This window comes from Microbacterium sp. C23T, from assembly GCF_053345975.1.
Map to the genome: position 1 here is coordinate 1 of NZ_JBKFBD010000022.1, position 23,224 is coordinate 23,224.

Here is a 23,224-nt window from a genome sequence, read left to right on the forward strand (position 1 = left end):
CGACGGATGCCTCGCCCCTGCGTGGGTCGAGGCATCCGTCGTCTTCGGCACCCTGGTACCACGTCGTCGGCCATTGTTCATCCCGAAGGCTGACGCGCACGGGCACAGCTGACTCATAGCGTTGTGGGCATGATCGTTGCAGAACAGCTCACGAAGCGCTTCGGAGACAAGACCGCGGTGTCCAACGTGTCGTTCACCGTGCAGCCGGGGAAGGTCACCGGGTTCCTCGGTCCGAACGGCGCCGGCAAGTCGACCACCATGCGGATGATCGTCGGCCTCGACCGGCCCACCTCCGGCACGGTGACCGTCGCCGGCCAGAATTACGCGCACCTGCGCTCACCGCTGACCGAGGTCGGCGTCCTGCTCGACGCGAAGGCCGTGCACACGGGTCGCTCGGCCCGCAACCACCTGCGCGCGATGGCCGCGACCCACGGCATCGGACGCTCGCGCGTCGATGAGGTGATCGAGCTCACCGGCATCCAGTCGGTCGCCGGCAAGCGGGCGGGCAAGTTCTCGCTCGGCATGGGCCAGCGGCTCGGCATCGCGGCGGCGCTGCTCGGCGATCCGCGCACGCTCATCCTCGACGAGCCGGTGAACGGCCTCGATCCCGAGGGCGTGCGGTGGGTGCGCCAGTTCGTGCGGCACCTCGCCGCCGAGGGTCGCACCGTGCTCCTGTCCAGCCACCTCATGAGCGAGATGGCGCAGACCGCCGACCACGTCATCGTGCTCGGCCGCGGGCAGGTGCTCGCCGATGCCGAACTGTCCGAGCTCGTGCAGGCGTGGACCACCAACAACGTCATCGTGCGGTCGCCGCGCCTGTCGGAGCTCGTCGCCGCCCTCGCGGGCCCCGACGTCACCGTGACGGCGTCGTCCCCCGGGGTCGCCGAGATCTCGGGCGTCACGGCCGCGTCGATCGGCGACCTCGCCGCATCGCTCGGCATTCCCGTCCACGAACTCACCTCCCGCACCGGATCACTGGAAGACGCCTATCTCGCCCTCACCGGCGACGCCGTCGAGTACACCTCCAAGGAGATCGCATGACCGCCCTCGCCCCCGCCACGCGTGCCGACGCCGGAGCGCGCGCCGCATCGCCGTACCGCCTGACGTTCGCGAATCTGCTGCGCAGCGAGTGGATCAAGATCACGACGCTCCGCTCGACGTGGTGGTCGCTCGGGATCACCGCGGTGCTCTCGATCGGCATCTCGATGATGATCGCGTCGGCGTCCGCCCAGTTCGGCGGCGGATTCCCCGCGGTCAGCGCGATCCTCTCGCCGACGCAGTTCACCATGCTCGTCGCCGGCATCCTCGGCGCGATCGTCATCACCGGCGAGTACTCCACCGGCATGATCCGCTCGACCCTCACCGCCGAGCCGCGCCGCGGCGCCGTCGTCGTGGCGAAGGCGGTCGTCATCGGCGTGCTCATCGCGCTGACGACCGTGGTGACCTACGCCCTCGCGATCGCGGCGACCGCCCCGTTCCTCGCCGAGGGGATCGACTGGTCGGAGCCCGCGCAGTCGATCGTGCCGCTCGCGCTCGGCGTGCTCTCGATGGTGGTCTTCACCTTCATCGGCCTCGGCTTCGGGTTCATCCTGCGCAACGGCGCCGGAGCCATCGCGGTGACCGTCGGCGTGCTGTTCGTGCTGCCGATCGTGTTCAGCCTGTTCTCGATGTTCGGTGAGAGCTGGAGCTGGATCGCCGACCTCGCCCAGTACCTCCCGATGAATGCCGCGTCCGCGGTGACCGCTCCGGGCGCGGAGGACCTCGCGGTCCCGCTCATCACGCTGGCCGCGTGGGGCCTCGTGCCCCTCGTGGGCGGCTGGGCGGTGCTGCGCGGTCGCGACGCGTAGAGTCGACCGAATGCCGCGAACCGCCAGCCAGGCCGTCGTCGGTGCCGTTCCCGGCACCCCCCGGCGGCTCCGCCCGCCGCGCCCCGGGCGGGCGCCCCCCCCCCCCCCCACCCGCCCCCCTGCTGCTGCCGCGGCCCCCGGGCGTCTTCCGGCGCTTCTGGGCGCGGCATCCGCGAGCCGCCGATGTGATCGTCGCGGTCCTCGCGTTCCTCCTGTCGGCACCCACTGCCGCGTTCCGCTCCGAGTATCCGGTCCCCCCGACGGTGCCGCAGACGGTGTATGCGATCGTCGTGGTCGTCGGCGCCTGCGTCGCCCTGGTGTTCCGCCGCTCACGGCCGCTCCTCGTCTTCGCCGTGGCGGCGATGCCCCTGGTGATCCTGCCGCCGAGCCTGGTCCCCGCAGCCCATGTCCTTCCGGCTTTCGCGATCTACGCGGTCGCGGTCTATCGGTCGGTGCGGTCGTGCTGGATCGCCTTCGCCACGGCGACGGGCCTCATGGCGGTGTACACGGTGATCGCCGGCCTGGCGGCTCCTGCGACGTGGGGCTATCTCGTCACCTCGCTGGTGTCGGGCGCGATCGCCATGCTCATCGGCGCGTTGATCGGGATCAACGTCGGCAACCGGCGGCGGTATCTGGAGGCTCTCATCGACCGATCGCGCCAGCTGCTCGTCGAACGCGATCAGCAGGCGCGCCTGGGCGCCGCCGCCGAGCGCACGCGGATCGCCCGCGAGATGCACGACATCGTCTCGCACAACCTGACCGTCGTCGTCGCCCTCGCCGAGGGGGCGACCGCGACTCCGGACCCGGCCCGCGCGCGGGCGGCCACGGAGCAGATCGCCGACACGGCGCGCGGCGCCCTGACCGAGATGCGCGCGATGCTCGGCGTGCTGCGCGATCCCGAACTCTCCCCGGACGCGCCCCTCGCGCCGGTCGACGCGGCGTCGGTCGCGGACGCTGTCGAGTCGGCGCAGCGCGCCGGGTTCCCCGTCGTGCTGCACGTGGAGGGTCGCCTCGACGATGTCCCCGCGGAGGTGCGGTTCGCAGTGGCGCGCATCGTGCAGGAGTCCCTCACGAACGCGATGCGGCACGCCCCCCTCGCCACCACGATCGACGCGCGGATCGCCGTGCGGGCGGACGCCGTCGACCTCGACATCGTGAACGACGGCGTGCGACCGCGCACCGAAGCGGCGGATTCGCCAGGGGGCGCGGGGTTCGGCCTCCCGGGGCTCCGCGAGCGCGCGGCGCACGTCGGCGGCACGCTGCAGGCCGGAGCGGTCGACGGCAGGCGCTGGGCGGTACGCGCTTCGCTGCCCCTGCCGGCGCAGGCAGGCGCGCAGGCCGACCTCGAGGAGAACGCACCATGACGACACCCATCCGCGTGCTCCTGGTCGACGACCAGGAGCTGATCCGCCTCGGCTTCCGCCTGGTGCTCGAGGCCGAACCGGACGTCGAGGTGGTCGGTGAGGCGGCCGACGGCGACGAGGCGCTGCGTGCGGTGGCGGCGCATGCACCGGATGTGGTGCTGATGGACATACGGATGCCGCGCACCGACGGCATCGCGGCCACCCGGTCGATCGTCGCCGCACACCCGTCGACACGCGTTCTCGTGCTCACGACGTTCGACCTCGACGAGTACGCCGTGGGGGCGCTCGATGCCGGCGCCAGCGGATTCCTCCTGAAGGATGCGCACCGGTCCGAGCTCACCGCGGCGATCCGCGCTGTGCATCGGGGTGACGCCGTGCTGGCGCCGTCGGTCACACGGCGGCTCATCGACCGGCTCCACGCGGCGCCGCCCGTGACGGGACCCGCGAGCCCGGCGAGCGACCCGACGGCCGAGCTCACCCACCGCGAGCGGGAGGTGTTCCTCGCGATCGCGCGCGGGATGAACAACGCCGAGATCGCGGGTCACCTGTTCCTCAGCGAATCGACGGTGAAGACGCACGTCGGCCGTGTGCTGGCCAAGATCGGGGCGCGAGACCGGGTGCAGGCCGTGATCCTCGCCCATCGTCACCGGCTGGTCGACGAGTCCGCGCCGCCCGAGGGTGAGCGGTCCACAACCTGAGCGCCGCCCAGGGTGAGCGCATCCTCACCTCGTTAGGATCGTGACGATGATCAGCGTCCCCCTCGACAACACGACTCCCGACGAGCCGACCATCGCAGACATCGAGTTCTGGCAGGCGATCGGCGCGTTCTTCGTTCAGGCCGGCTGGAACCTGCTCGCAGTCGCCGGCATCATCGTCGGCGCCGTGCTCGTCGTGTGGATCCTCCGCTTCGTGATCCACCGGGTCGTCGGCCGCATCGTCAACGGCGCCAAGAACAAGGCGAACGTCGACGACACCCAGGCGCTCGAGCGGTCGCCGCTCGCGTCGGTGCGGCTCGTCCAGCGCACGCGCACGCTCGGCTCGATCCTCGGCAACATCGTCAATGTGACGGTGGTGATCATCGCGCTGCTGCTGATCATCAACGTGCTGGCGCCGTCCGCGCTCGGATCGCTCACGCTCCTCACGGCCGCCATCGGCGCCGGCCTCGGCTTCGGCGCGCAGAACATCGTCAAGGACGTGCTCAACGGCATCTTCATCGTCGCCGAGGACCAGGTGGGCATCGGCGACGTCGTCGACCTCGGACTCGCGACGGGCATCGTCGAGTACGTGAGCGTCCGCGTCACGCACGTGCGCGACGTCAACGGCACCCTCTGGTACGTGCGCAACGGCGAGATCCTGCGCATCGGCAACCTCTCGCAGGGGTGGTCGCGGGTCATCCTCGATCTCTCGGTGGCCACCGACTCCGACATCGGCGAGGTCGAGAAGGCGATGCTCGACACCGCCAAGGAACTCGCGAAGGATCCGAAGTGGCGCACGCGGATCCTCGAGCAGCCCGAGGTGTGGGGCCTCGAGTCGATCTCGGGCGACGCGCTCGTCATCCGTCTCGTCATGAAGACGCGTGCGAACGCGAAGGACGACGTGGCACGCGAGCTGCGCATGCGCCTGAAGCACACGATCGACGAGATGGGCATCACGCTGCCCGCCCTCACGGCAGTCATGCCGAGCGGCCTCGAGGGCGCGCAGCGCGTCCGCGGCGCCAACCCGCCCAAGACCAAGCCCACGCCGGTCGCTTCCACGCCGGAGCGCCCCGTGTGGAAGCCGAAGCGAACCCCCAAGAAGCCGTCGACACCGTCCACGGGCGACGAGTCCGGCCCGACCACCGGAGGAACCCCATGACGGACCCCGCCACCCCGCTGAGCTTCTACGACGAGGTCGGCGGCCACGACACGTTCGTGCGGCTCGTCGACGTGTTCTACCGCGGGGTCGCCGAGGACGAGGTCCTGCGCCCCATGTACCCCGAGGAGGACCTCGGCCCGGCGCAGGAGCGGCTCACGCTGTTCCTCGAGCAGTACTGGGGCGGTCCGACGACGTACAGCCAGGAGCGCGGCCACCCTCGGCTGCGCATGCGTCACGCGGCGTTCCACGTGGACCCCGACGCGCGCGACCGCTGGCTCGCGCACATGCGGGTCGCCGTGGACGAGCTCCAGCTCCCACCTCTCCACGAGGCCACCCTCTGGGATTACCTCCAGCGCGCCGCGTATGCCATGGTGAATACCTTCGAGCCCTCGGGCATCGGACCCGCCGCAGGACCCCGGGCTGCAGCATCCATTCCCGTCACGGCGGCACCGCCGGCTGACGCCGACCCCGCTCGCTGAGCTTCGCCTCAGCCTCCCCTCGCCGACGAAGGAGTCGACATGCCCTCCCACCACACCGACATCCTCGTCATCGGATGGGGACTCGCCGGCCTCGTCGCCACCGCGGAGGCGGTCGCGGCGGGCAAACGGGTGACGATCGTCGACCAGGAGCCGCGGTCGAATCTCGGCGGGCAGGCGTGGTGGTCGTTCGGCGGCCTCTTCTTCATCGATTCGCCCGAGCAGCGGCGCCTCGGCATCCACGACTCGCTCGAGCTCGCGCGGCAGGACTGGTTCGGCAATGCCGGGTTCGACCGGGATGAGGATCTCTGGCCCCGACGCTGGGCCGAGGCGTACCTGCAGTTCGCGCACGAGGAGAAGCGCGCGTGGCTGCGTGAGAAGGGCGTCGGCTTCTTCCCGATCGTCGGCTGGGCGGAGCGGGGCGGGTACACCGCGACCGGCCCGGGCAACTCGGTGCCGCGCTTCCACATCACATGGGGCACCGGGCCCGGGATCGTGGCGCCCTTCCAGGCGGCCGTGGAAGCCGGCGAAGCCGACGGACGCGTGACGATCCTCCCCCGTCATCGCGTCACGTCGCTCACCGTCGAGGGCGGCGTCGTCACGGGCGCGGCCGGTGATGTGCTGGCGCCGTCCGGCGCCGCGCGCGGCGTCGCGAGCTCGCGCGAGGTCGTCGACACGTTCGAGGTCACGGCGGACGCGACGATCGTGTCGTCCGGGGGTATCGGGGGCAACCACGACCTGGTCCGCCAGTGGTGGCCCGAGCGCCTCGGCACTCCCCCCGCGACGATGGTCACCGGGGTGCCGGCGTACGTCGACGGCTCGATGCAGCCCGTGTCGGAGGCTGCGGGCGCGCGCCTGATCAACGGCGACCGCATGTGGCACTACGTCGAGGGCATCCAGAACTGGGATCCGATCTGGCCGGATCACGGCATCCGCATCCTTCCCGGACCTTCGTCGGTCTGGCTCGACGCGACGGGCAATCGCCTGCCCGTCCCGCTCTTCCCCGGTTTCGACACGCTGGGCACGCTCGCGCACCTCCGCGCCACCGGGCACGACCACTCGTGGTTCGTGCTGTCGCAGAAGATCATCGAGAAGGAGTTCACGCTGTCCGGCAGCGAGCAGAACCCCGACCTCACCGGCAAGGACGTCAAGCTCCTCGCGAAGTCCCGCCTCGGAAAGGGCGCCGCGGGTCCCGTGCAGGCGTTCATGGATCAGGGCGCCGACTTCGTCGTGCGCGACAACCTCGACGACCTCATCGCGGGCATGCAGGCGCTCCCCGGCGGCGACGCGCTCGACGCCGACCGCGTCCGATTCGAGGTCGAGGCTCGCGACCGTGAGATCGACAACGACTTCACCAAGGACGCGCAGATCGCGATGCTGCGCTCGGCGCGCGCGTTCCGCGGCGACCGCCTCATCCGCACCGCGAGCCCGCACCGCATCCTCGACCCCAAGTCCGGACCGCTGATCGCCGTGAAGCTGCACGTGCTCACCCGGAAGTCCCTGGGCGGCATCGAGACCGACCTGTCGGGCCGCGCGCTCGGTGCCGGCGGCGAGCCCGTTCCCGGCCTGTACGCCGCGGGCGAGGCGAGCGGATTCGGCGGCGGCGGCATCCACGGCTACCGCGCCCTCGAAGGCACCTTCGTCGGCGGATGCCTCTTCTCGGGGCGGGTCGCCGGGCGTGCGGCAGCGGCGGCAGTATGACGCCGTCGCCGGTGGAGTTCGTCGACCGGATCCCGACTCCCGCCGAGCATCGGACGATCGCCGAGGCCGTCGGATGGACCCACGCCTTCGACTGGGACACGATGGACGCGTCGCTCGCGGGCTCCACCGCCGGCGTCGTCGCGGTTCGGGACGGTCGTGCCATCGGCATGGGCCGCCTGGTCGGCGACGGCGTGAAGTACTTCTACGTCCAGGACCTCGCCGTGGTCCCCGAGGCCCAGGGCGAAGGGCTCGGTGCCCGGCTTCTCGACCACCTGCTCGCGTGGGTCGCCGATCATGCCCCCTCCCACGCATTCGTCGGGCTCTTCGCGACGGCGGAGGGGGATGCGCTCTACCGCTCCCGCGGGTTCGAGCGGGGCGACATGGCGGGCATGTTCCGCATCGTCGCTCCCACCGAACGGAGCTGAGCCTCGCGCGCGAGCGTCAGTTCGCAGAGGAGCCCGTGCGGCGCACCGGCGTGAGTCCGGTCGCCACCGGTCCGCGCACCAGCACGTGCCCGCGGCTGAGGCTCACTCGCGTCCATGGACCGCTCGCGAAGACCCGAGCGGTCTCGCCGCCGCTGATGAAGCCGAGGCTCAGGGCTGCGAACGCGACGCCGAGCGGCAGACCGCCCAGCTCGTCGTCGGGCGCGCCCCACACGGCGGCGCGGACGGTGCGCACCACGTCCTCGCCGGCATCCGTCGGCACCGTGTCGGCGACGCGGGCGATCCCTCCTTGGGCCTTGGCGGCGAGCGTCGAGGCCTCGATGCCGGGCCGCGCGTCCCACCCGCTGCGCGGCGGGGTGATGCCCGCCCACGCGGGCGACAGGGCGGTCTCGGGGAGCGTGAGCGCGCGCGGATCGTCGGCGTTCGCAGAGAGGGCGGATGCCTCGACCACGAGGTCGCACACGAGCTCGGGGTCCGCGTTCAGCGACCGGAGTGCGAGGACAGTCGGGGTCGGATCCCCGAAGCCGCGCGGCGCGAGCGGTGCCGCGGTCATCGCCAGGATCCCGCCGGAGGCCTGCAGCCGCACGCCCTCGACGGTGAAGCGCGCTGCCCGACCCGCGAAGGTGAGGGCGTCGGCGGCGGACTCGGGATCGGCGAGCAACAGGCGCGGTGACATCGCCTCTAAGCTACCAAGCGGACCTGCGGGCGGCCGCCGCCCCGGAGAGGAGCACCCGTGGATGCCGAGCCGAACGCCGAGACCGCGCCGGAGAAGGATCCGGTCGCCTCGATGCTGTCGGTCATCGATCTGAGCGCATCCGATGCGCGCACCACGGAGGACATCTTCACCGGCGCATCGCAGTCGATGCCGCTCGGGCGCGTGTACGGCGGCCAGGTGCTCGCACAGTCCATCGTGGCCGCATCGCGCACGATCCCCGAGGAGCGGATCGTGCATTCGATGCACGGGTACTTCCTGCGCCCCGGCGACTCCGCGAAGGGCATCACGTTCTCGGTGGACCGCATCCACGACGGCCGCTCGTTCTCGACCCGGCGCACGCAGGCGTTCCAGGAGGGGGTCCCGATCTTCTCGATGATCGCGTCCTTCCAGGATGAGGACCCGGGGCTCGAGCATCAGGAGCCGATGCCGGAGGGTGTGCCCGCGCCCGAGGACCTCCCCGACATCGAGTCGCATCTCGGCGGCCTGCATCCGATGTCCAAGCGGCTCTTCACCGATCGGCCGGTGGATCTTCGGCACGTCCCGGCGCCCATCTACGTCAGGGCGGACGCCGAGAAGGCGCCTCGCCAGGCCGTCTGGATGCGCGTGCGCCGCCCGATCCCGGACGACCCAGCGATCCACCGCGCCGCGCTCGCGTACCTGAGCGACCTCACCATCCAGGAGTCGATCCTGCGCGCACACGGCGTCTCGTGGGCGACGCCGGGGCTGAAGGTCGCGAGCCTCGATCACGCCATGTGGTGGCATCGGTTCGGCCGCGTGGACGAATGGATGCTGTACGTCCAAGAGTCCCCGAGCGCCCGCGGTGGCCGGGGCCTCGCGTCAGGACGGATCTACGCCGCTGACGGCACCCTGATGGCCAGCGTGGCGCAGGAGATCATGATCCGGGTTCCCGGGGCCGGAGGCGACGCCGGCTGAGTCCGTCGGCCGGTCAGCGCCGGTGGGCGTAGTGGATCGGCTCGCCGACGTAGGGCCCCCACGCCGCGCGCTCCTCGCCCGTGAGCCGGAGCGGGCGCCCGGTCTCAGCATCCACTTTCACGATGACCGTGGTGGCGCGTGCGTACAGGGTTCGACCGCCCGCAGCGGACTCGACCGGGCTGTAGACCTCGTAGCAGACCTCGATGCTCGACCCGCCCAGCTTGCCGAACCACATCTGCACGTCGAGCGGGTGCCGCTGATACGGCACGGGCGCCAGGTACTCGATCTCCTGCCGGGCGATGAGCGTCAGCATCCCGCTGAAGATGCTCGAGTCCAGCACCGCCGTCGGCGGTGCGTCCTCGCCCGGTTCGGGCAGCCAGAACGCTCGCACTCGGGCCTCTTCGAGCAGCTTCAGCATCGACGTGTTGTTGACATGGTTGAACGCGTCGAGGTCTCCCCATCGCAGGTGGATGGGGATGTGCAGGCGGCGGTCGCCGGCCGTGGCTGCGACCGCCGCGTCGCCTGCCTCAGTCACGCGTGAGCTTGCGGTACGCGGTGCGGTGCGGACGTGCCGCCTCCGCGCCCAGGCGCTCGATCTTGTTCGCCTCGTACGCCTCGAAGTTCCCCTCGAACCAGTACCACTGGTCGGGGTTCTCGTCGGTGCCTTCGTAGGCGAGGATGTGGGTCGCGATGCGGTCGAGGAACCACCGGTCGTGCGTGATGACGACGGCGCAGCCGGGGAACTCGAGCAGCGCGTTCTCGAGCGACTGCAGCGTCTCGACGTCCAGGTCGTTGGTCGGCTCGTCGAGGAGCAGCAGGTTGCCGCCCTCCTTGAGGGTCAGCGCGAGGTTGAGGCGGTTGCGCTCACCGCCGGACAGCACCCCCGCCTTCTTCTGCTGGTCCGGGCCCTTGAACCCGAACTTCGACACGTAGGCGCGCGAGGGGATCTCGGTCTTGCCGACGGTGATGATGTCGAGACCGTCCGAGACGACCTCCCACAGCGTCTTGTTCGGGTCGATGCTCGCCCGCGACTGGTCGACGTAGCTGATCTTGACCGTCTCGCCGATCTTGAGGGCACCACCGTCGAGCGGCTCCAGGCCGACGATGGTCTTGAAGAGCGTCGTCTTTCCGACACCGTTCGGACCGATCACGCCGACGATGCCGTTCGGCGGGAGCGTGAAGCTCAGGCCGTCGATGAGCGAGCGGCCATCGAAGCCCTTCTGCAGCTTCTTGGCGTCGATCACGACGCTGCCCAGGCGCGGCCCGGGCGGGATCGTGATCTCCTCGAAGTCGAGCTTGCGCGTACGGTCCGCCTCGGCGGCCATCTCCTCGTAGCGGGCGAGGCGCGCCTTCGACTTCGCCTGGCGGCCCTTCTGGTTCGAGCGGACCCAGTCGAGCTCCTCGGCGAGACGCTTGGCGAGCTTGGCGTCCTTCTTGCCCTGGATGGCGAGGCGCTCCGCCTTCTTCTCCAGGTAGGTCGAGTAGTTGCCCTCGTAGCCGATGAGGCGGCCGCGGTCGACCTCGGCGATCCACTCCGCCACGTTGTCGAGGAAGTACCGGTCGTGGGTGATGGCGATCACGGCGCCGGGGTACTTCTGCAGGTGCTGCTCGAGCCAGAGCACGCTCTCGGCGTCGAGGTGGTTCGTGGGCTCGTCCAGCAGAAGCAGGTCGGGCTTCTGCAGCAGGAGCTTGGTGAGAGCGACACGGCGCTTCTCACCGCCCGAGAGCGGCCCGATCTCGGCGTCACCCGGCGGGGTGCGCAGCGCGTCCATCGCCTGCTCGAGCTGGGAGTCGAGGTCCCAGGCGTCGGCGGCGTCGATCTCTTCCTGGAGCACGCCCATCTCGGCGAGGAGGGCGTCGAAGTCGGCGTCGGGGTCTGCCATGAGCCCCGAGATCTCGTTGAACCGGTCGACCTTCGCCTTGATCGCGATGCCGTCCTGGATGTTCTCGAGGACCGTCTTCGTCTCGTCGAGCTCGGGCTCCTGCATCAGGATGCCGACCGTGAAGCCGGGGCTCAGCTTCGCCTCGCCGTTGGACGGCGTGTCGAGCCCGGCCATGATCTTCAGGATCGTCGACTTTCCGGCGCCGTTGGGGCCGACCATGCCGATCTTCGCGCCGGGGAGGAACGCCATCGTGACGTCGTCGAGGATCAGCTTTTCGCCGACGGCCTTACGGGCGCGGACCATCGAGTAGATGTACTCAGCCATGCGGGTTTCTGCTCTCCTTGGACTTCAGACGTCAGCGTCCCAGCCTACCGGGCGATGCGACGAGCGGCGTGAGCCGACCCCCTCCGAGACGAGGTGGGTGGCCCTCGGACGTCACCAGTCGATGGGCCGGGTCAGCCCCACGAGGCAGTTCCCCTCGGCGAGCACCGGCACCACGACGGTGACCGGGTCCCCCGTCGCCGGGCCCACCTGGCCGATGAGGCACTGATCGTTCCAGCGCACCGAGAACTGGATGCTCTCGGCGGGATTGCCCACCGTCGACTGGTCCTGGGTCACCTGCATCGCGGCCTTGTCGAACCCCGCCGCAGTGAGCGCGTCGATGTACGCCCGCCCCGTCACCCGGGCGTCGGTCGCCCATACCGCCGCGGTGACCGACGAGAACAGCGGGAGGTTGTCCTCCGCGGTTCCGTCCGGCACGAGCGTGGGCTCGGCCGGCGTCGTCGGCGTTGCGCTCGGGCTCGGGGTGCCGTCGGCGGTCGTCGTGGTGGGGGTGGGTGTCGCCTCCGGGTCACCGGGGCTGCACGCCGCGAGTACCCCGACGAGCGCGACGGTGAGGATCACCCGCGCGGCGCGCCGTGAACGGACATCGAAGCGAGCGCGGGGCGGGAGGTCTCGGGCCACGGGGAGAGTTTAGGGCCGCCGGCCCCGCGCAAGCTGAACGCCTCAGAAGGGCGCCTCCATGCCGTCCGTCGACGAGTCGCCGCCCGCCGCGACGGCGACGAGCACCGGCCTCACGGCCTCTTCGACCTCGCCCGCGGCCCCGCCGTCGATCCCGGGGGTCGCCCACGCGTCGTCGCCGACGGGAGTCGGCCGCGCCGCGGCGGGGTCGATCGTCGCGCTGTGAGAGTCCTTCACGAAGGTGGTGGTCCCCCAGAGCAGGTCATGCCCGATCGCGTCGGCGTCGATCTCGATCGCCGTGCCACGGCGCGTGCCGTTGTCCCATTCCCGCAGCCGGAGGCGGCCCGTGAGGATCACCCGATCTCCCTTCTGCAAGGACTTGTAGGCATGGTCGGCCAGCGAACGGAACACCGACACGGTGTACCAGTTCGTCCCGGCGTCGGTCCACGCCTCCGCCCCGCGGTCGTAGCGGCGCTGACCGCTCGCGACCCGGAAGGTGGTGATCGGCACCCCGGCCGGCGTCCGTTTCAACTCGGGAGGTGTCGCCACGTTCCCGGTGATCGTGATGGTGTCGCCTCTGTCGCTCATCGCTCATCCTCTCTGTCTTCCGAGGACCCTCCTCGGTCCTGCCGGCGCCCCGTGCCCGAGGACGCCGGCAGTGGATCCAGCCTCACCGCGCCGAAGCGCCTGGAGTGAGGCGCGCGGGTGATCTGTGGACAGCGGCGTCGTGCGCTTGCCTGGGGAGGAAACGCCGGACGAAACCGTCACCCTGGATGTCGGAGGTCGTATCTATGTTCGAACACGAAGGAGGCACCATGTCAGCTCTCATCGAAACCCGCACCTCGGGCGCTCCGCTGCTCGAGTCGCGGACCCGCATGCGTCTCGTCACCGCGGCCCCTTACCTGTGGCGGGTCGTGGAACCGGGTGGCCGCGTGATCGGCCATCTCCAAGAAGTCGCACAGGCGGGCAGCATCCGCTTCCGCGCGCGGCGCTACAACCCCGCAGCCCACGTCTTCCGCGATCTGGGCGATTTCTGGAACGCCGACGACGCTGTCGAGTGTCTGGCGTTCGCCCGCTGAACCCGCATGGCGGGCATGGGGCGCCACCCGTGGTTCAGATGACCGCGCCGACCTGCTCCACGAGCGTCGAGGGCGCGCCGGCGCGGACCGACGACCAGGCGTCCGCGAGCACGTCTGCGGCGCGCACCATCTCCTCGGGCGGCGCAGTGAAAGGCACGCGGAGGTGTCGCTCGTGCCCGCCCTCCACGGAGAAGCGCGGTCCGGCGCTCAGCAGCACGCCGCGCGTCCGCGCCTCGATGACCAGCGCGGAACTGAGCGGGGCGCCCAGCTCGATCCAGAGCGAGACGCCGCCATGCACGTCCGGGACGTCCCACGAAGGCAGCCGCTGCCCCAGCGCTCGCACCAGCGCGTCGCGACCCGATCGCAGCAGCTCCGAGCGCTGCCGGACGATGCCGTCGAACTGCGAGAGCAGTCGGGTGGCGATCGCCTGCTCGAACTCCGGCGTGCCGAGGTCGTGCGCCGGCCGCGCCGCGACGAGCCTGCGGATCAGGTCGCCGTCCGCGCGTACCCACCCGAGCCGCAGCCCGCCCCACACCGTCTTGCCCAGAGAGCCGATGCGCACGACCGTCCCGGGCTCGGACGCCGCGAAGCCCGCGGCGAGCGGTCCGCGGTCGATGTCCAGATCGGCGGTCGTCTCATCGAGGACGAGCACCGTTCCCGACCGCTCCCCCGCCGCGAGCATCGCCTCACGCTCTCCGACGCTCATGCTCCGGCCCGTGGGGTTCTGGAAGTCGGGCATCAGGTACGCCATCACGGGAAGCGTGCGCGAAAAGGCCTGCTCCGCCCGATCGAGATCCCAGCCTTCCTCAGTCGTGACCGGCACACCCACCAGCCGGGCGCCGGCCCGGCGGAGAGCGTCGGCCGCGTGCGGATAGGTCGGCGTCTCGACCAGCACACGGTCCCCGCGGCCGATGAGCACGGTCGACACGAGATGGATCGCGCTCTGGGCGCCCGTCGTCACCAGCACCTCATCCGGGCGCGTCGGCACCCCGCGAGCGGTGTACCGGTCGGCGATCGCCTCACGCAGCTCGATGCGTCCGAGCACGTCGTACCCCACGCGCGATACGAGTGCGGACGCACCGCCTGCCGTCTCGGCCATGATCCCGGCCAAACCCGGCCACGCGGGCGGGCTGGCCTGCTGGAGATCGATCATCCCCTCGCCGGCGTCGGCGCGTCCGGGCTCTCGGCGCCCGAGAGGCAGCGTGACGCTGCCCGACCCGCGCAGACTCGCGATGTGGGCCGTCTCCCGAAGGCTCCGATAGGCAGCTGCCACCGTGCTGCGGCTCAGGTGAAGGGCGGACGCGAGCTCGCGCTCGGCCGGCAGGGCGGTGCGAGGGGCGAGGCGGTTGTCCAGACAGAGCAGACGGATGCCGTCCGCCAGTGCTTCGTAGGCCGGCTCGCGCGTGCGCCAACCACCGAGGGCTGCCGACAGGGCGCGCGCAGAGATGCGGGAGTCCATGAGGCCAGAGTAGTCGCATTGGACTGCAGGTAGCGATCCACTTCTGCGATTGGATGGACCCATGCCGCGCCGAATCGTCCAGTTGCTCGTCGGTCTCTTCCTTTACGGAGCGGGCTGCGCCCTGACCGTCGAAGCCGGCCTCGGCGTCGATCCGTGGACCGTCTTCGCCCAGGGACTCTCCGTCCGCACGGGGATCGGCATCGGCTGGGTCACCAATATCGTGGGCTTCTTCGTGCTCCTGTTGTGGATTCCGCTCCGGCAGAAGCCGGGCGTCGGCACGATCGCCAACATCCTCCTGGTCGGCACCAGCATGCAGATCGTGCTCGGTGTCGTCCCGCCGGTGTCGGGGCTCGTCGCCCAGTTCGCGACACTGCTCGGCGGGATCGCCCTGGTCGCGATCGCGTCAGGCCTCTACATCGGGGCGCATTTCGGGCCCGGGCCCCGCGATGGCCTGATGACAGGCATGCATGCGCGCCTCGGCTGGCCGATCTGGCTGTGCCGTGCACTCGTCGAGGTGTCGGTGCTGATCGTGGGATGGCTTCTCGGCGGCACGGTCGGCATCGGCACGGTGCTCTTCGCGGTCCTCATCGGCCCGCTGGTGCACGTCGCACTGCCCCTGCTCGACACCCGCAGGACGTCGACGCGCGTCGCCGCCGAGCATACGGCGTGACGCGCGTCACCCGGCGGCGCACCCGCGACCGGGTGCGCCGTGCAGGTCAGTGCTCGCGGAACATGGGCCAGTCGCTGCCCGGCGTCATATGCGAGTGAAGTGCGCTCTTCGCGATCTCCATCGTCGGGTACGTACCCGTCGCTTCGCTCGCGCCGGCCATGGTGACCGTGTAGCCGTCGTCGTCCTTGCGGATGCTTCCGGCGACGCCGGATGCTCCGTAGGCGACCCAGAGAGGGTGGTGCGTCTCCGTGGTGCTCATCGGTGAACTCCTTTCGATGCCTCCGGTGCCGACGCTACGCCGAGAGGCCGTCATCCGCCAGCGTCCGCGACGGCGTGGTGCGACCCGGTAGTGTGGAAGGACCTTTCCCTCCGTAGCTCAGGGGACAGAGCGAGCGGTTTCTACCCGCAAGGTCGGGGGTTCGAATCCTCCCGGAGGGGCGAACGGGTCCGGCGTGGGAGTCGGCACCTGGGTCCAGGCCCGTGGGATGTCTGGACTTGCGATAAGGATGGAGCACATGGTGGGTGCATCCGAGAACGACCGTCTGGTGTGGATCGACTGCGAGATGACGGGCCTCGACCTGGGCGTCGACGAGTTGGTGGAGATCGCCGTTGTCGTCACCGACTTCGAGTTGCGAACGCTCGACCCGGGCTTCTCGGTGGTGATCAAACCGGACGACTCGGCACTGGCGAACATGAACGAGTTCGTCACGAACATGCACCGCTCCTCGGGGCTGCTCGACGAGATTCCGCACGGCGTGAGCCTGGCGGACGCCGAGTTCCAGGTCCTCGAGTACATCCAGCGGTTCGTCCCACTGGAGGGCAAGGCTCCCCTCGCGGGCAACACCATCGGCACGGACCGCATGTTCCTGGCGAAGTACATGCCGCGGGTGGACCGCTGGCTGCACTATCGCAACGTCGACGTGTCGAGCATCAAGGAGCTCTCGCGCCGCTGGTACCCGCGCGCGTACATCCACGCACCCGCGAAGGACGGCGGCCACCGCGCCCTCGCCGACATCCTCGAGTCGATCCGCGAGCTCGCCTATTACCGCCAGGCGGTGTTCGTTCCGGAGCCCGGTCCGACGAGCGACGGCGCGCGCGCAGCCGCTGCTGCCGTCGTGTCGTCGTTTGCTCCCGAGGTGTGAGAGAATCATCTGGTTGCCCCGCGCGAGCGGGGCACATGGTGGGTATAGCTCAGTTGGTAGAGCGCGGCCTTGTGGTGGCCGATGTCGCGGGTTCGAGCCCCGTTACTCACCCCAAGTCAGATCGAATGGGGCGCGTCTCACGCGCCCCATTCGCGTAGAAGCGGGGCATCATGATGGAGATGGATGCCGCCACCTTCGAGACGCTCGTCATCGACGAGCTGGATGCGCTCCCCGACGACATGGTCGAGGGCCTCGACAACGTCGTGTTCGTCGTCGAGGACCGGCCCGAGGACGGCAGCCTCGACCTGCTGGGGTTGTACGACGGCTGGGCGCTGACCGAGCGGGAGCGCTACGGCATCGGCGAGCTGCCGGATCGCATCATCGTGTACCGCGAACCCCATCTGGCGGTCTGCGACGACGAAGACGAGCTGCGCGATGAGGTCCACACGACGCTCGTGCACGAGATCGCGCACTTCTACGGAATCGATGACGACCGCCTTCACGAGCTGGGATGGGCATGATGGCCGCGCTCGCCACACCGTCGGTCGACGAAGACATCGACCTCTCCGAGCTCGTCGATCCCGTACGCCCCTGGCAGACCGTCGTCTGGGACGATCCGGTCAACCTCATGAGCTACGTCACGCACGTGTTCCGCGAGTACTTCGGCCTCGCCCGCCCGGACGCTGAGCGCCTCATGCTCGCGGTTCACAACGAGGGGCACGCGGTCGTCTCGCGCGGCCCCCGCGAGCAGATGGAGATGCACGCGCAGGCGATGCACGACTACGGCCTGTGGGCCACCGTGAGACAGGAGCCCCGATGAGCGACCGGGTCGTCGTGCTCGAGGTCGCCCGCCTCGAGGCCGCCCATCTCGCGGGCCTGGTCGGCCAGTTCGCCGAACTGCTGCGCGAATCCGCGCCCGACGACGGCGACCCCGCCATCGCCCGGCTGGTGCCGTCGGCCTACTCGGACGACGAGGACGCGGCGCGGGAGTTCCGGGCGCTCACGCAGTCCGACCTGCTCGATCGGCGTGCCTCCGACGCAGGTCTCGTGCTCGCATCCCTCCAGGACGCGGCCGAGATCCCGGAGGACCCCGACGACCCGGCACTGCTGGAGCAGGTGGAGATCAGGCTCGCCCCCGAGACGGCTCAGGCCTGGTTGCGCACCCTCGCCGCCGTCCGCCTGGTGCTCGCCACCCGGTTGGGCGTCGTCGACGAGGACGATCACGAACACGACGATCCGCGGTTCGGCGTCTACGACTGGATCGGGTACCGGCTCGACGGTCTCGTCGCGGCTCTCGACAGCGGGGACTGATCCGCACTCACGGCACGGGGAACACGAGGGACGCGAGGCTCATCGGATCGTCGCGGGTCACGTGCTGCTGTTCCTGCCGCGCCCATCGATCCCAATGAGGACGGTACGTCGCGCCGTCGCGGGCCAGGGCGCGCTCCTTGCGCGATGCCGCCGGCGACTCGAGCCACACCCGCACATCCGCGAGCCGAGCGGTCGCCGGGGTGAGCGCACCGGAGCCTTCGACGATGAGCGGCAGAGACGGATCGACGGCATGCGCCTCAGCAGGTTCGCCGACGGTCCAGTCCCACCGTTGCCACACCCCCACGATTCCCTTGGCGTGCGGCGTCAGGATCAGCTCCCTCGCGAGCTCGACGCCGTCGTCCAGGCCGTCCCAGCCCGGGTAGACCGAGTCGAGCGCCACGAGTTGAACGCGGCCGCGCAGGGGCCATCTCGCCACGAGCGTGCGTGCCAGCGAAGTCTTGCCCGCACCGCTTCGTCCGTCGATGAGGACGACGGGATTGGATGCGGCGACCTCTGCGACTGCCGCGATGATCCGATCGACCGCGATCCCGAGCGAATTGCCGACCGCGTCCGAGTTACTTCTTGAGGGTGCGGATGACACGGCTGAGCGCGCGACCGGCGAAGAAGACGAACGGAACCGCGACCGTCAGGAGCGCGATGATGTTCGGCTCGAACCGGAGGTCATCGCCCCGACGGATGTATGCGCCGACCGGGATGGCCCAACCGCCTCCGCCGCCACCGCCGTTCCCCGCCTCGTCGGATCCGCCGCCGAAGCCGGACCACGTCAGCGCCACCGGGATGATGCGGACGCCGTCGACGTCCTGCTGATCGCCGTATGCGCTCTTCACGCCGAAGGACGCGGACTGCTTGCCGAGTTCGAGTGCGATGTTGGGCATGGGTCCAACGTACCCGCCGCCGCGCCGCGCGCACAGCGCGCAGGCCAACTCGGGTGACCCCATCCAGCCTCGACCGAGCGCGTCACCCCTGGTCGAGCCGGGGCGGGGGCGGGCTGGACGGCAGGGTGCCTCCGCCGCGCGTACCGAGCAGTGTGGCGCGGGTGACCGCGCCGCGTCCGAATTTCGCGGTGGCACCGTCGAGCGCGTCCTCGATGCGGCGCCATCCCTCGTCGTCGTCCCACAGCGTCGGCATCGCCGCGCCCGCGGGGCGCAGCTTCTCCGCGCGCACACCGATGAGCCGCACAGGCAGCGCTCGATCCACCGACGCGAAGAGCTCGTGGGCGGCATCGCCGATGCGCTGCCCCACGGCCGTGGGCTCGGTGAGCGTCTGCGAGCGGGAGATCGTCGTGAAGTCCGCGTAGCGCACCTTGATCGCGACGGTCGACGCCTCCCACCCGCTGCTGCGCAGTCGGGCACCCACACGATCGGCGAGGCGCCGCAATTCGGAGCGCAGGATGGCGGTGTCGCCGATGTCCTCATGGAAGGTCTCTTCGTGCCCCACGCTCTTCTCGACGCGGCTCGTGTCGACCTCGCGCGCGTCGATCCCCCGCGCCAGATGCCAGATCCGATCCCCCATCGCGACCCCGAGAGCACGGTCCAGCAGCTCGCGGGGCGTGTCGAGCACGTCGGCGATGGTACGGATGCCGCGTGCCTCGAGCGCTTCGGACGTCTTGGGGCCGACGCCCCACAGCGCGCGCACCGACCGCGGCGCGAGGAACGCGGTCGTGTCTGCCTCCGCGACGATGAGCAGCCCGTCGGGTTTGCTCATCGTCGAGGCCATCTTCGCGACGTGCTTGGTCGCCGCGACGCCCACGCTGCATGTGAGGCCGGTCTCGTCGAGGACGCGGCGGCGCAGCATCCGTGCGATCTCTCCGGGACTCCCCCACAGCCGGCGCGCGCCCCGCACGTCGAGGAACGCCTCGTCGATCGACAGCGGCTCGACCAGCGGGGTGACATCGCGGAAGATGCGCATGACCTGTGCCGACGTCTCGAGGTACCGGTCGAAATGCGGGGGGACGACGACCGCGTGCGGGCACAGCCGGAGCGCCTGGCCGACCGGCATGGCCGAACGCACGCCGTAGCGCCGGGCCTCGTACGACGCGCTGGACACGACCGAGCGGCTGTCGGGCGCGCCGATGATGATCGCCTTGCCGCGCAGCGACGGATCGTCCAGCTGCTCGACCGACGCGTAGAACGCGTCCATGTCGACGTGCAGAATGCCGGCGCCACTGTCATCGGCACCGTCTGGTGAGACGACACGGCCGGTCCCGTCGCCACGCCCCATGCGTCGATCCTTCCACCAACCCCGGACATCGAAGAAGGAGGGCGGATCCCAGCCGGGATCCGCCCTCTCGAAGCTGCACGGGCGCTCACGCGCCCTCAGCCGTTACGCGCCCGTCGAGCCGGCGCGCTCGAGCACCAGCTCGCGCACGCGTGCGGCGTCCGCCTGGCCCTTCATCGCCTTCATGACCGCGCCGATGACGGCGCCCGCGGCCTGCACCTTGCCGTCGCGGATCTTCTCGAGCACGTCGGGCTGAGCGGCCAGCGCCTCGTCGATCGCCGCGATGAGCGCGCCGTCGTCCGAGACTACTGCGAGGCCGCGGGCGTCGACGATCTCCTGCGGCGTGCCCTCACCGGCGATCATGCCCTCGAGCACCTGGCGCGCGAGCTTGTCGGTGAGCGTTCCCGCGTCGACCAGCGCCTGCAGTGCAGCCACGTCCGCGGGGGTGGCGAGCTCCGCGGGTTCGCGCCCCTCGGCGTTCGCGATGCGCAGCAGCTCACCCGTCCACCACTTGCGCGCCGCTGCCGGCGACGTGCCCGCGGCGATCGTCGCCTCGACCTCGGCGAGCAGACCGGCGTTCACGACACCCTGGAAGTCGATGTCGGCGAAGCCCCAGTCCGCCTTGAGACGGCGGCGGCGGGCTGCGGGCGGCTCGGGCAGGGCCGCGCGCAGCTGCTCGATCAGCTCGATGGACGGCGCCACCGGCAGCAGGTCGGGCTCGGGGAAGTAGCGGTAGTCGTCCGCGTCGGACTTCGGACGACCGGGCGACGTGGTGCCGGTGTCCTCGTGCCAGTGGCGCGTCTCCTGAGTGATCGTCCCGCCAGCGGCGAGGATGGCGGCCTGACGCTGGATCTCGTACCGCACGGCACGCTCGACCGAGCGCATCGAGTTGACGTTCTTCGTCTCGGTGCGCGTGCCGAGCTTCTCCTGGCCGCGCGGACGCAGCGAGACGTTGGCGTCGCAGCGGAGGTTGCCGCGCTCCATGCGCGCCTCCGAGATGCCCAGTCCGATCACGATGTCGCGGATCGTCGCGACGTACGCCTTCGCGATCTCGGGCGCGCGGTGCTCGGCGCCGAAGATCGGCTTCGTGACGATCTCGACGAGCGGGACGCCGGCGCGGTTGTAGTCGACGAGCGAGTACTCGGCGCCCTGGATGCGACCGGTCGAGCCGCCGACGTGCGTGAGCTTGCCGGCATCCTCTTCCATGTGCGCGCGCTCGATCGGCACCGTGACGATCTCGCCGTCGGCGAGCTCGATGTCGACCGAGCCCTCGAAGGCGATGGGCTCGTCGTACTGCGAGATCTGGTAGTTCTTGCCCAGGTCGGGGTAGAAGTAGTTCTTCCGCGCGAACCGGCTCGACGGTGCGATCGAGCAGCCGAGGGCAAGGCCCAGGCTGATCGAGTACCGCACCGCGGTCTCGTTGACGACGGGGAGCGCGCCCGGCAGTCCCATGTCCACGGGAGCGACCAGGGTGTTCGGCTCTGCACCGTGGTTCGCGTGGTTCGCCGGGTTGGCCGCCGCCGAGAACATCTTGGTCTCGGTGTTGAGCTCGACGTGCACCTCGAACCCGAGCACCGGCTCGTAGAGCTCGAGCGCCTTGTCGAAGTCCATCAGCTTGTCCTTCGCCATCAGCGGGCACCTCCGTTCGCGCCGAGCGCCGGCGCCCTGTCGAGGAGCGGGCCGCCCCACGAGTCGACGAGCAGGGACTCCAGCGCCGCACCGACGCGGTACAGGCGAGCGTCCTCGTGGGCCGGGGCGAGGAACTGGATGCCGACCGGCAGGCCGTCCTCGGACGCGAGGCCCGACGGGATCGAGATGCCGGGCACGCCCGCGAGGTTCGCCGGGATGGTCGTCACGTCGTTGAGGTACATCTGGAGCGGGTCGTCGATCTTCTCGCCCAGCTTGAACGCCGTGGTCGGAGCCGACGGCGTCGCGATGACGTCCACCTTCGAGAACGCGTCCGCGAAGTCCTGCTGGATGAGCGTGCGCACCTTCTGGGCCGAGCCGTAGTAGGCGTCGTAGTAGCCCGCCGACAGGGCGTAGGTGCCGAGGATGATGCGGCGCTTCACCTCGTCGCCGAAGCCGGCGTCGCGTGTCTTGGCCATGACGTCTTCGACGGTGCCCCCCGGCACGTCGACACGCAGTCCGAAGCGGACTGAGTCGAACTTCGCAAGATTGCTGGATGCCTCGGCCGGGAGGATCAGATAGTACGCGGCGACGCCGTACTCGAAGTGCGGCGCGCTGATCTCGACGATCTCGGCGCCCTGGGCCTCCATCGCGGCGAGAGCCGCGCGGAAGGACTCCGACACGCCGGCCTGGAAGCCGCTGTCGGGCAGCTCGCGGATCACGCCGACCTTGAGGCCCTTGAGCACCTGGCCGGTCGCGCCTTCTCGCGCGGCGGCGGCGAACGACGGCCACTCGTGGGCGAGCGACGTGGAGTCGTGCGGGTCGTGCCCGCCGATCACGTCGTGGAGGAGTCCGGCGTCGAGCACCGTGCGCGTGACGGGGCCGACCTGGTCGAGGCTCGAGGCCAGCGCGATCGCGCCGTAGCGGCTGACGCCCCCGTAGGTCGGCTTGATGCCCACGGTGCCGGTGACGTGCGCGGGCTGGCGGATGGATCCGCCGGTGTCGGAGCCGAGGGCGAGCGGGGCTTCGAACGCCGCGACCGCGGCGGCCGAGCCACCGCCCGAGCCGCCGGGGATGCGGGAGAGATCCCAGGGGTTGCGTGTCGGACCGTACGCCGAGTGCTCGGTCGACGAGCCCATCGCGAACTCGTCCATGTTCGTCTTGCCGAGCGGGACGAGACCCGCGGCGCGCGAGCGCGCGACGACGGTCGCGTCGTACGGCGACATGTAGCCCTCGAGGATCTTCGAGCCGCTGGTCGACGGCATGTCCGTCGTGACCAGCACGTCCTTGATCGCGAGGGGGACGCCCGCGAGCGGGCCGAGGTCGTCACCGGCTGCGCGCCGGCGGTCGATGTCGGCGGCCACGTCCAGCGCATGCTCGCTGACGTGGAGGAAGGCGTGCACATCGGCATCGACGGCGGCGATGCGGTCGAGGTGGGCCTGCGTGGCCTCCACGCTCGACACCTCGCCGGCGGAGAGCTTGTCTGCGAGCGCGGCGGCGCTCAGCTTCGTGAGATCGGTCAC

At 70.5% G+C, this 23,224-nt stretch carries 27 protein-coding genes and 2 tRNA genes; 17 read left to right on the top strand and 12 right to left on the bottom strand.

Annotated elements, in window-relative coordinates:
* Nucleotides 1-129 precede the first annotated feature (129 nt).
* The 8 genes from ACLBXX_RS13285 (at nucleotide 130) to ACLBXX_RS13320 (ending at nucleotide 7,667) form a co-directional block, all read left to right on the top strand.
* A complete protein-coding gene (locus tag ACLBXX_RS13285) occupies nucleotides 130-1,041 on the top strand; it encodes an ABC transporter ATP-binding protein (RefSeq protein WP_387137025.1) in 912 nt (303 codons plus the stop codon).
* Nucleotides 1,038-1,847 (top strand): ABC transporter permease subunit, encoded by an 810-nt coding sequence (locus ACLBXX_RS13290; RefSeq protein ID WP_387137022.1) that lies wholly within the window; start codon nucleotides 1,038-1,040, stop codon nucleotides 1,845-1,847. Before ACLBXX_RS13285 ends, ACLBXX_RS13290 begins: the two co-directional genes overlap by 4 nt.
* A gap of 125 nt (nucleotides 1,848-1,972) precedes the next feature.
* Nucleotides 1,973-3,211, top strand: a complete 1,239-nt coding sequence (locus ACLBXX_RS13295) for a sensor histidine kinase (RefSeq protein WP_447658448.1) — start codon at nucleotides 1,973-1,975, stop codon at nucleotides 3,209-3,211.
* Entirely contained in the window at nucleotides 3,208-3,909 is a 702-nt protein-coding gene (locus tag ACLBXX_RS13300; protein ID WP_447658395.1) for a response regulator, read from the top strand. Before ACLBXX_RS13295 ends, ACLBXX_RS13300 begins: the two co-directional genes overlap by 4 nt.
* A 46-nt stretch (nucleotides 3,910-3,955) precedes the next feature.
* Entirely contained in the window at nucleotides 3,956-5,065 is a 1,110-nt protein-coding gene (locus ACLBXX_RS13305) for a mechanosensitive ion channel family protein (RefSeq protein ID WP_447658396.1), read from the top strand.
* Nucleotides 5,062-5,544 (top strand): globin, encoded by a 483-nt coding sequence (locus ACLBXX_RS13310; protein ID WP_310291127.1) that lies wholly within the window; start codon nucleotides 5,062-5,064, stop codon nucleotides 5,542-5,544. Before ACLBXX_RS13305 ends, ACLBXX_RS13310 begins: the two co-directional genes overlap by 4 nt.
* 39 nt (nucleotides 5,545-5,583) lie before the next feature.
* Nucleotides 5,584-7,242 (top strand): FAD-binding dehydrogenase, encoded by a 1,659-nt coding sequence (locus ACLBXX_RS13315; protein WP_447658397.1) that lies wholly within the window; start codon nucleotides 5,584-5,586, stop codon nucleotides 7,240-7,242.
* Complete coding sequence (locus ACLBXX_RS13320; protein ID WP_387137006.1) at nucleotides 7,239-7,667, top strand: GNAT family N-acetyltransferase; 429 nt, start codon at nucleotides 7,239-7,241, stop codon at nucleotides 7,665-7,667. Before ACLBXX_RS13315 ends, ACLBXX_RS13320 begins: the two co-directional genes overlap by 4 nt.
* 16 nt (nucleotides 7,668-7,683) lie before the next feature.
* On the opposite strand, the gene ACLBXX_RS13325 is transcribed toward ACLBXX_RS13320, so the two are convergent.
* Nucleotides 7,684-8,361 (bottom strand): hypothetical protein, encoded by a 678-nt coding sequence (locus ACLBXX_RS13325; RefSeq protein ID WP_387137003.1) that lies wholly within the window; start codon nucleotides 8,359-8,361, stop codon nucleotides 7,684-7,686.
* Between the two features lie 111 nt (nucleotides 8,362-8,472).
* On the opposite strand from ACLBXX_RS13325, the gene ACLBXX_RS13330 reads away from it, so the two are divergent.
* Nucleotides 8,473-9,333 (top strand): acyl-CoA thioesterase, encoded by an 861-nt coding sequence (locus ACLBXX_RS13330; RefSeq protein ID WP_447658449.1) that lies wholly within the window; start codon nucleotides 8,473-8,475, stop codon nucleotides 9,331-9,333.
* Between the two features lie 13 nt (nucleotides 9,334-9,346).
* Here ACLBXX_RS13330 and ACLBXX_RS13335 read toward each other — a convergent pair whose 3' ends face one another.
* From ACLBXX_RS13335 to ACLBXX_RS13350, 4 genes are all read right to left on the bottom strand, one after another.
* Nucleotides 9,347-9,868: an acyl-CoA thioesterase gene (locus ACLBXX_RS13335; RefSeq protein WP_447658398.1), complete on the bottom strand. Its 522-nt coding sequence runs from the start codon at nucleotides 9,866-9,868 to the stop codon at nucleotides 9,347-9,349.
* Complete coding sequence (ettA, locus tag ACLBXX_RS13340) at nucleotides 9,861-11,540, bottom strand: energy-dependent translational throttle protein EttA (RefSeq protein WP_447658399.1); 1,680 nt, start codon at nucleotides 11,538-11,540, stop codon at nucleotides 9,861-9,863. Before ettA ends, ACLBXX_RS13335 begins: the two co-directional genes overlap by 8 nt.
* Before the next feature lie 111 nt (nucleotides 11,541-11,651).
* Nucleotides 11,652-12,179 (bottom strand): DUF6993 domain-containing protein, encoded by a 528-nt coding sequence (locus tag ACLBXX_RS13345; RefSeq protein WP_447658400.1) that lies wholly within the window; start codon nucleotides 12,177-12,179, stop codon nucleotides 11,652-11,654.
* Between the two features lie 42 nt (nucleotides 12,180-12,221).
* Nucleotides 12,222-12,764, bottom strand: a complete 543-nt coding sequence (locus ACLBXX_RS13350) for a single-stranded DNA-binding protein (RefSeq protein ID WP_387136993.1) — start codon at nucleotides 12,762-12,764, stop codon at nucleotides 12,222-12,224.
* 227 nt (nucleotides 12,765-12,991) lie between these two features.
* On the opposite strand from ACLBXX_RS13350, the gene ACLBXX_RS13355 reads away from it, so the two are divergent.
* Entirely contained in the window at nucleotides 12,992-13,255 is a 264-nt protein-coding gene (locus tag ACLBXX_RS13355; protein ID WP_447658401.1) for a hypothetical protein, read from the top strand.
* A 34-nt stretch (nucleotides 13,256-13,289) separates the two neighbouring features.
* On the opposite strand, the gene yczR is transcribed toward ACLBXX_RS13355, so the two are convergent.
* A complete protein-coding gene (yczR, locus tag ACLBXX_RS13360; protein ID WP_447658402.1) occupies nucleotides 13,290-14,714 on the bottom strand; it encodes a MocR-like transcription factor YczR in 1,425 nt (474 codons plus the stop codon).
* A 61-nt stretch (nucleotides 14,715-14,775) separates the two neighbouring features.
* Here yczR and yczE point away from each other — a divergent pair, with 61 nt between their 5' ends.
* A complete protein-coding gene (gene yczE, locus ACLBXX_RS13365; protein WP_447658403.1) occupies nucleotides 14,776-15,384 on the top strand; it encodes a membrane protein YczE in 609 nt (202 codons plus the stop codon).
* Between the two features lie 46 nt (nucleotides 15,385-15,430).
* Here yczE and ACLBXX_RS13370 read toward each other — a convergent pair whose 3' ends face one another.
* Nucleotides 15,431-15,643 carry a methyltransferase gene (locus ACLBXX_RS13370; RefSeq protein ID WP_220287448.1) on the bottom strand — a complete coding sequence of 71 codons (213 nt, stop codon included), beginning with the start codon at nucleotides 15,641-15,643 and terminating at the stop codon, nucleotides 15,431-15,433.
* A 106-nt stretch (nucleotides 15,644-15,749) separates the two neighbouring features.
* On the opposite strand from ACLBXX_RS13370, the gene ACLBXX_RS13375 reads away from it, so the two are divergent.
* The 6 genes from ACLBXX_RS13375 (at nucleotide 15,750) to ACLBXX_RS13400 (ending at nucleotide 17,837) form a co-directional block, all read left to right on the top strand.
* A tRNA-Arg gene (locus tag ACLBXX_RS13375) sits at nucleotides 15,750-15,822 on the top strand.
* Nucleotides 15,823-15,899: 77 nt separating this feature from the next.
* Nucleotides 15,900-16,526, top strand: coding sequence for an oligoribonuclease (orn, locus tag ACLBXX_RS13380; RefSeq protein ID WP_310291146.1), 627 nt, complete (start codon nucleotides 15,900-15,902; stop codon nucleotides 16,524-16,526).
* A gap of 38 nt (nucleotides 16,527-16,564) precedes the next feature.
* Nucleotides 16,565-16,640 (top strand) — tRNA-His (locus tag ACLBXX_RS13385).
* Nucleotides 16,641-16,699: 59 nt separating this feature from the next.
* Nucleotides 16,700-17,047 carry a metallopeptidase family protein gene (locus ACLBXX_RS13390; RefSeq protein ID WP_082496959.1) on the top strand — a complete coding sequence of 116 codons (348 nt, stop codon included), beginning with the start codon at nucleotides 16,700-16,702 and terminating at the stop codon, nucleotides 17,045-17,047.
* Nucleotides 17,038-17,346: an ATP-dependent Clp protease adapter ClpS gene (gene clpS / locus ACLBXX_RS13395; RefSeq protein WP_447658404.1), complete on the top strand. Its 309-nt coding sequence runs from the start codon at nucleotides 17,038-17,040 to the stop codon at nucleotides 17,344-17,346. The genes ACLBXX_RS13390 and clpS overlap by 10 nt, the downstream gene beginning before the upstream one ends.
* On the top strand, nucleotides 17,343-17,837 hold the full coding sequence (locus ACLBXX_RS13400; protein ID WP_447658405.1) for a DUF2017 family protein: 495 nt from the start codon (nucleotides 17,343-17,345) through the stop codon (nucleotides 17,835-17,837). Before clpS ends, ACLBXX_RS13400 begins: the two co-directional genes overlap by 4 nt.
* A gap of 7 nt (nucleotides 17,838-17,844) precedes the next feature.
* Here the strand turns inward: ACLBXX_RS13400 and ACLBXX_RS13405 are convergent, their stop codons facing one another.
* The 5 genes from ACLBXX_RS13405 to gatA all read right to left on the bottom strand — a co-directional run bounded on the left by ACLBXX_RS13405 (nucleotide 17,845) and on the right by gatA (nucleotide 23,224).
* The gene (locus ACLBXX_RS13405; RefSeq protein ID WP_447658406.1) at nucleotides 17,845-18,438 is read right to left on the bottom strand and encodes a hypothetical protein; all 594 of its coding nucleotides are present in this window, start codon (nucleotides 18,436-18,438) and stop codon (nucleotides 17,845-17,847) included.
* On the bottom strand, nucleotides 18,413-18,733 hold the full coding sequence (locus ACLBXX_RS13410) for a hypothetical protein (RefSeq protein WP_310291154.1): 321 nt from the start codon (nucleotides 18,731-18,733) through the stop codon (nucleotides 18,413-18,415). The genes ACLBXX_RS13405 and ACLBXX_RS13410 overlap by 26 nt, the downstream gene beginning before the upstream one ends.
* An 82-nt stretch (nucleotides 18,734-18,815) precedes the next feature.
* Entirely contained in the window at nucleotides 18,816-20,078 is a 1,263-nt protein-coding gene (locus ACLBXX_RS13415; protein ID WP_447658407.1) for a DNA polymerase IV, read from the bottom strand.
* Nucleotides 20,079-20,180: 102 nt separating this feature from the next.
* Nucleotides 20,181-21,704 carry an Asp-tRNA(Asn)/Glu-tRNA(Gln) amidotransferase subunit GatB gene (gene gatB / locus ACLBXX_RS13420; protein ID WP_447658408.1) on the bottom strand — a complete coding sequence of 508 codons (1,524 nt, stop codon included), beginning with the start codon at nucleotides 21,702-21,704 and terminating at the stop codon, nucleotides 20,181-20,183.
* Nucleotides 21,704-23,224: an Asp-tRNA(Asn)/Glu-tRNA(Gln) amidotransferase subunit GatA gene (gene gatA / locus ACLBXX_RS13425; RefSeq protein ID WP_447658409.1), complete on the bottom strand. Its 1,521-nt coding sequence runs from the start codon at nucleotides 23,222-23,224 to the stop codon at nucleotides 21,704-21,706. Before gatA ends, gatB begins: the two co-directional genes overlap by 1 nt.

What these genes read in the sequence shown, in the direction of transcription:
- ACLBXX_RS13320 (WP_387137006.1), top strand. Translation starts at nt 7,239, where the DNA reads ATGACGCCGTCGCCGGTGGAGTTCGTCGACCGGATCCCGACTCCCGCC.
- ACLBXX_RS13350 (WP_387136993.1), bottom strand. Translation starts at nt 12,764, where the DNA reads ATGAGCGACAGAGGCGACACCATCACGATCACCGGGAACGTGGCGACA.
- ACLBXX_RS13355 (WP_447658401.1), top strand. Translation starts at nt 12,992, where the DNA reads ATGTCAGCTCTCATCGAAACCCGCACCTCGGGCGCTCCGCTGCTCGAG.
- clpS (WP_447658404.1), top strand. Translation starts at nt 17,038, where the DNA reads ATGGGCATGATGGCCGCGCTCGCCACACCGTCGGTCGACGAAGACATC.
- ettA (WP_447658399.1), bottom strand. Translation starts at nt 11,540, where the DNA reads ATGGCTGAGTACATCTACTCGATGGTCCGCGCCCGTAAGGCCGTCGGC.
- yczR (WP_447658402.1), bottom strand. Translation starts at nt 14,714, where the DNA reads ATGGACTCCCGCATCTCTGCGCGCGCCCTGTCGGCAGCCCTCGGTGGT.
- gatB (WP_447658408.1), bottom strand. Translation starts at nt 21,704, where the DNA reads ATGGCGAAGGACAAGCTGATGGACTTCGACAAGGCGCTCGAGCTCTAC.
- ACLBXX_RS13305 (WP_447658396.1), top strand. Translation starts at nt 3,956, where the DNA reads ATGATCAGCGTCCCCCTCGACAACACGACTCCCGACGAGCCGACCATC.
- ACLBXX_RS13390 (WP_082496959.1), top strand. Translation starts at nt 16,700, where the DNA reads ATGGAGATGGATGCCGCCACCTTCGAGACGCTCGTCATCGACGAGCTG.
- ACLBXX_RS13290 (WP_387137022.1), top strand. Translation starts at nt 1,038, where the DNA reads ATGACCGCCCTCGCCCCCGCCACGCGTGCCGACGCCGGAGCGCGCGCC.
- orn (WP_310291146.1), top strand. Translation starts at nt 15,900, where the DNA reads ATGGTGGGTGCATCCGAGAACGACCGTCTGGTGTGGATCGACTGCGAG.
- ACLBXX_RS13325 (WP_387137003.1), bottom strand. Translation starts at nt 8,361, where the DNA reads ATGTCACCGCGCCTGTTGCTCGCCGATCCCGAGTCCGCCGCCGACGCC.
- ACLBXX_RS13285 (WP_387137025.1), top strand. Translation starts at nt 130, where the DNA reads ATGATCGTTGCAGAACAGCTCACGAAGCGCTTCGGAGACAAGACCGCG.
- ACLBXX_RS13370 (WP_220287448.1), bottom strand. Translation starts at nt 15,643, where the DNA reads ATGAGCACCACGGAGACGCACCACCCTCTCTGGGTCGCCTACGGAGCA.
- yczE (WP_447658403.1), top strand. Translation starts at nt 14,776, where the DNA reads ATGCCGCGCCGAATCGTCCAGTTGCTCGTCGGTCTCTTCCTTTACGGA.
- ACLBXX_RS13400 (WP_447658405.1), top strand. Translation starts at nt 17,343, where the DNA reads ATGAGCGACCGGGTCGTCGTGCTCGAGGTCGCCCGCCTCGAGGCCGCC.
- ACLBXX_RS13330 (WP_447658449.1), top strand. Translation starts at nt 8,473, where the DNA reads ATGCTGTCGGTCATCGATCTGAGCGCATCCGATGCGCGCACCACGGAG.
- ACLBXX_RS13315 (WP_447658397.1), top strand. Translation starts at nt 5,584, where the DNA reads ATGCCCTCCCACCACACCGACATCCTCGTCATCGGATGGGGACTCGCC.
- ACLBXX_RS13310 (WP_310291127.1), top strand. Translation starts at nt 5,062, where the DNA reads ATGACGGACCCCGCCACCCCGCTGAGCTTCTACGACGAGGTCGGCGGC.
- ACLBXX_RS13300 (WP_447658395.1), top strand. Translation starts at nt 3,208, where the DNA reads ATGACGACACCCATCCGCGTGCTCCTGGTCGACGACCAGGAGCTGATC.
- ACLBXX_RS13415 (WP_447658407.1), bottom strand. Translation starts at nt 20,078, where the DNA reads ATGGGGCGTGGCGACGGGACCGGCCGTGTCGTCTCACCAGACGGTGCC.
- ACLBXX_RS13410 (WP_310291154.1), bottom strand. Translation starts at nt 18,733, where the DNA reads ATGCCCAACATCGCACTCGAACTCGGCAAGCAGTCCGCGTCCTTCGGC.